We start from the raw sequence: 5,084 nt of genomic DNA on the forward strand, positions 1-5,084 counted from the left end.
CTTCCCAGGAAAGGTAATCATTACATTTGGCAGTATATTATACAACGCACCTCCTAGGTTTTTTCAGACTCAAAATTGAAACTTTTGAAGGCATGGATTCTTACAATTTTGAACTGTTACTTACAGCCACTAAACACTGAGCTTTGCATTATCTAAGTAAAACCCGTGTTTATTTGATGGGTATAGCTCAAAATAAAGCGGAACTAAAAGCTGTAATAGCAATTGCAAGAAAAGTAAAAGGGGTAAAACAAGTTGTAAGTTATGTACGGTATAGACACAGCAAATTACGCCATTAATGGAAATTTAGTTCCCAGTGGCAATTTCATGTCAAAGGTGATGTGCAAATGAGAGTAGCTTTTCAAATGAATGAAAATATAAACTTTGAAACTGACACCACATTTGCATTAATAAAGGAGGCACAAAGAAGGGAGCACGAAGTTTTTTTCTAGTTGGAATCGCTAGTAATCGTGGATCAGCATGCCACGGTGAATACGTTCTCGGGTCTTGTACACACTGCCCGTCACGCCATGGGAATTGGTTTCACTCGAAGCTAATGACCTAACCGCAAGGAGGGAGTTATTTAAAGTGGGATCAGTGACTGGGGTGAAGTCGTAACAAGGTAGCAGTAGGGGAATCTGCAGCTGGATTACCTCCTTAGGCTTTGTACATAACTCACCACTTTTAATAGTGGTGCTGTGGTGTACTATATTGCTGTCTTTACTTCTACTTTATTTCAATTTCTTGATAATAGAATTTTATGAGTGATAGGCCTCTTTCTCCACATTTGCAAATATATAAAGTACAAGTTACTAATTTTTTTTCTACTATACACAGATTAACTGGTATCTTATTATTCCTTCTGTTAATGGTGCTTTCTTGGTATTTTATATTACATGTTTATTTTCCTGAGCTATTTATAGTAAAGTACTTGAACGTATTATTATCTACTCCTATCGCCAAGCTAGCTTATGTTTTATGCCTTGTAAGCTTTCTATATCATTTTCTCAATGGTATTCGTCATTTATTATGGGATGCTGGACTTAATTTAGAAATTGCTAGTGTCTCAAAAAGTGCTATACTACTGACAGTAACTTTACTTTTCTCTACTGTAGTTTTTTTATTTATGTTTATATGAGTCAATCTGGAAATTCAGTACATCATTGGTGGGTTCAACGTATTTCTGCAGTGATTTTATTGTTTTTATTTCCTTGGTTTATCTATTCATTTTCTTGCGCACTTTATGCTAATAGTTCTTTGTTTTTTTATGAAAAATTATTTCAGACTATTAATCATCCTCTAGAGCTTTTATTTTTTGTTATATTATTGTTTTATATTTTTTTGCACACAGCCCTTGGAATGCAAATAGTGTGTGAAGATTATATACAAAGTGTACCTCTAAGAGTTTTTACGATTACATGTATAAAGTGCTTGTCAAGCATCACTTACATAGCTCTTACTTTTACGATTTTTTTCTTTTACAAACATATTTTCTTGTAAAATCATCAATTCTATGCTAACATGTTCTTAGCATACTGGTTTTATTGTTCAACTATAGTGCTTAATCTTAGTTTAGTAATATGTTAGAGAAATTGAAAAAGTGGGGAACGGACCTTACGCTAAAAGTGAAGGATCTATTTACTTTACCTGAGTCTCAAGTTTATGTAAAAGACCTCAGAAAGGTAGTGACATATAAGGATGGGCGAAGATGCCAGTATCCAAAAAATTATGATGAGATTGTAGAATCTGGAAGAATTATAGAAGGTAAAGATAGCGATGGAAAGCCTGTAAAGAATGAAAATGGAAATCTAAAATATCAGCTTGCATATAATGGAAACAAGTTTAATCTAGCTTTAGTTACCGAAGCTGATGATAGGTCTTATTTTACTGTTAATTATGTAGATGATAAGGGTAAGCAAATTCCAATAAATGAGTTGCACGAGTCATATTTTGAACCATTTTGCTTTTCAAGATTGGAGCTTAGGAAATGTGCACCAGTTTTTGAAGCTCAAGAAATTGAAAACTCCGGAGGTAAATCATTGCCTTCATCATATAAATTAATCAACTCTTCCGTACTAACCAAAAATGAGAAAAACAAAGAAGGCAAAATTCAGGAAGTTGTTGACTTGGAAGGAAGAAATGGAGAATTATTGTACACTAGTGATTGTAAGAAGATAAGCACTAGTTTTTTTGAAGTTAGAGATCAAAACAGTAATCTGGAGCTAGATAAAAGTCTTATATCTGTTCCTATTGTTTTTGTTGCTGGCTTAGCTAAGATTTGTGCTAAACTGCTAACTTTCATTCCTATGAAATTAGGAGGGCATTTAATAAGCAAGCAAAATCCAATTGTAAAATTTTTTGGTTATCTTTTGTTCACTCCTGCAATGGCAGTGAAAAATTTAGTGAACATGGGAGCTATCGTACTTAAAGCTCCAATTTTGTTATTTTTAGCAGATAAGAGAAAGTATGGTGATGCTTACTGGACTATGTGGAAACACCAATTAAAGGAATGTTGGAAAGAAACAAAAAACGATTATTCAGTTGTTAAAGAAGGAAAAAGGTCAGACCCAGAGAAGAAAGACTATCTTGACCGTAAGATTGCAGGAACGTGGAAAGAGCTTGATGTTAGAAGGCCAGGCATTGAGAAAGAATTGGAGGAGGGGCTAAGCAAAACTAGTGAAAGTGCAAATAAATCTAGAGGACAAATCTCAGGAAAGGAGAAATCGCAAAACGCAAGTAATGAACAAATAGCTGATAAAAATCATGGGAGTAGTGACACTTATGCTCATAAGGTACTAAGTAGACGGAATTCATTGCGCGATAGGGAAGTCCTGTTACCTCCTCACTAATCAACTATTACTTTAAATTGATATCCACTTTCTATTTTAATCGCTTCACAACAAAAGCTTGCGTGTATTTTACCTTTGGTATAAGATATTAATTATTTAATATCTTATACCAAATGCGCTATATAATATTGTGTGGTGATAGTAACAGTAGGCTTTGGCCTTTATCCAAGCCAAAGCAATTTCAGAAAATATTTAGTCATAACACCATATTTAAAAACACTTTATTGAAACTAAAAAGTGATTATATGCTGCTCATAATTGCCACAAATATACAGTATGAATCGTTAGTGATGGAGGAATTAAAAGCGCTGCAAGAGCATAAAGTGGTTTTTGAGCCAATAAAATCGGAACAGCAGCAGCAATATTGATTGCTGCATTTCTCTGCAATAAAGGTGAGGTAATGTTAATTCTGCCTTCAGACCATTTTATAGGTGATTTAAGCATTTTTATGCTCTACTTAAAAAGCTGCTCAGATAGCCTCTGAAACTAACTCTATAGTTACTTTTAAGTAAAACCTCATGAATTTAATCCCAAATATGGCTACATCAATGCAGTTTATGGTCAGCAAGAAAAGTATCATACAGTGAAGGGCTTCACGAAAAAACCTGAACACGAAATTGAATAACGATTATTACTGGAATTCTGGAATATTTGTTTTTAAAGCAAAACACTATGTAAATGAGATGAAAAGATCTGCCCCAAATCTTTATAATTTATGTTGTGCAAGTTTTCAACATTCCACTACGAGAAAGATTTCTGTATTTAAAACAGCAGGATTTTATGGGAATTGAAGGCGTATCCATTGATTATTTGGTAATAGAGAGAGCGGGGAACGTTGCAATGGTAGAAGCTAATTTCGATTAGATGGATGTTGGAACTTGGAATGCAGTTTTAGAATTGAGTAAGAGATTTGATAAAACCGGTGTCATTCCAGCATGTAACCAGAAAAGAAGAGCAAAATTTAACAGCAGAAAGTAGCGCAAAAAATTTATTAAGTAGAGCTTGCAAGCAGCCAGATAAGAGCTGAATGTTATTTATTAGTAAAGTTAGGGAAGTAAAAACAATAAGGAAAGAAATCAAGCCATGGAGGTTTTGCAGTGTAATTTTAATGGGCGAGAATTTTCTTGTAAAATATCTGTTTATGAGCCGATTGAGCTGCGCTTCTAGGCAGTCTTACTGCTATATAGAGATGAGTACCATATAGTACTGTCAGGAGCTGGATATGTAAATTTAGGAAGCAAAATGCGTGCTATAGCGACAAATCATGTGGTAGAAATTCTAAGGAAAGTTTCCCATAGAATTGAAAATAGAAGCGCAAACTTTCCACTTGAGATAGTTGAATTTCAAGTAGGAGAGCTTTTATCTGATAATGATATAGTGAGGTTGGATGATGTGTATGGAAGATTTTGACATACAAGCATCATGATTTGACCAGCAGTCATCAATGGGAACAAAAAAACTACTTGACAACTTTCGCCGTCATCCTTATTCATAGCATTGAAGCTATTGTTTGTCTTCAGTCCATACAGATTAAGCGACAAAAAAACTCAATGTACTTGGCGTACTGCTGTTTAATTTTTTTGTACTATGTGCATCTCGTGCCTTTATAAACTTTCAAGGGTTTTACCTAGTATAAGCTAAAATGCGTTTGTTAAAGCGTTTAAGACAATAAAAAAAATGCCAATTTAAAAGATAGATAGTGAATAACTAACTAACAGGGTTTCTTTTGCCTTTTTTTTATTTGGTAAATTTCTCAATATCTATAGCTAGTTACAATTTATGAACAAACATTTGTTTTTACAATAAATGGTGTCATTCCGGCGTTCCTTCTCCCGTTATTCTAGTGCTTTTGACACACAGCTGTATGAATATTGCAATTGGCAGGTAATTTGCATAACAGACGGTGTCATCCAAGTGCCTCTAGGCACTTGGATTCATCCTTTCCATGATCATCAAAACGTCGTATTTTAGCATAGAACAGCTACTTTTATACTCACCGATAAGATTCTTGGATGCCAGTGTCAAGTACTGGCATGACACCCTCCTAATAGCACAATGTTTGTACAATTGTGTGCTTGATACTAGGATCTACACTTTTTTTTCACCTGGATCCCAGCGCACGACGCTGGGATAGCAAGAAAATGGCTACTGGGATGACAAGAGGGAGAAAGTACTGGAATTACACAGTTTGTTGTAAACTCACTTTTACTATATGATTACCTTTTTATGGCATCTTAT

3 protein-coding genes, 1 rRNA gene and 1 pseudogene are annotated in these 5,084 nt (G+C 34.5%); all 5 read left to right on the forward strand.

Annotation, left to right across the window (positions count from 1 at the left end):
• Positions 1-657: ribosomal RNA gene (locus IHO13_RS05925) — 16S ribosomal RNA — on the forward strand; the annotation flags it as partial.
• A gap of 100 nt (positions 658-757) precedes the next feature.
• A complete protein-coding gene (sdhC, locus tag IHO13_RS04380) occupies positions 758-1,135 on the forward strand; it encodes a succinate dehydrogenase, cytochrome b556 subunit (RefSeq protein ID WP_225538447.1) in 378 nt (125 codons plus the stop codon).
• A complete protein-coding gene (gene sdhD / locus IHO13_RS04385) occupies positions 1,132-1,497 on the forward strand; it encodes a succinate dehydrogenase, hydrophobic membrane anchor protein (protein ID WP_225538448.1) in 366 nt (121 codons plus the stop codon). Before sdhC ends, sdhD begins: the two co-directional genes overlap by 4 nt.
• An 80-nt stretch (positions 1,498-1,577) precedes the next feature.
• Positions 1,578-2,846 carry a hypothetical protein gene (locus tag IHO13_RS04390; protein ID WP_225538449.1) on the forward strand — a complete coding sequence of 423 codons (1,269 nt, stop codon included), beginning with the start codon at positions 1,578-1,580 and terminating at the stop codon, positions 2,844-2,846.
• Between the two features lie 113 nt (positions 2,847-2,959).
• Positions 2,960-4,256 (forward strand): annotated as a pseudogene (locus tag IHO13_RS06030) (sugar phosphate nucleotidyltransferase).
• Positions 4,257-5,084: the final 828 nt, after the last annotated feature.

Source organism: Wolbachia endosymbiont of Mansonella perstans (assembly GCF_020278605.1).
Taxonomy (GTDB): Bacteria; Pseudomonadota; Alphaproteobacteria; order Rickettsiales; family Anaplasmataceae; genus Wolbachia.

What these genes read in the sequence shown, in the direction of transcription:
- sdhD (WP_225538448.1), top strand. Translation starts at nt 1,132, where the DNA reads ATGAGTCAATCTGGAAATTCAGTACATCATTGGTGGGTTCAACGTATT.
- IHO13_RS04390 (WP_225538449.1), top strand. Translation starts at nt 1,578, where the DNA reads ATGTTAGAGAAATTGAAAAAGTGGGGAACGGACCTTACGCTAAAAGTG.
- sdhC (WP_225538447.1), top strand. Translation starts at nt 758, where the DNA reads ATGAGTGATAGGCCTCTTTCTCCACATTTGCAAATATATAAAGTACAA.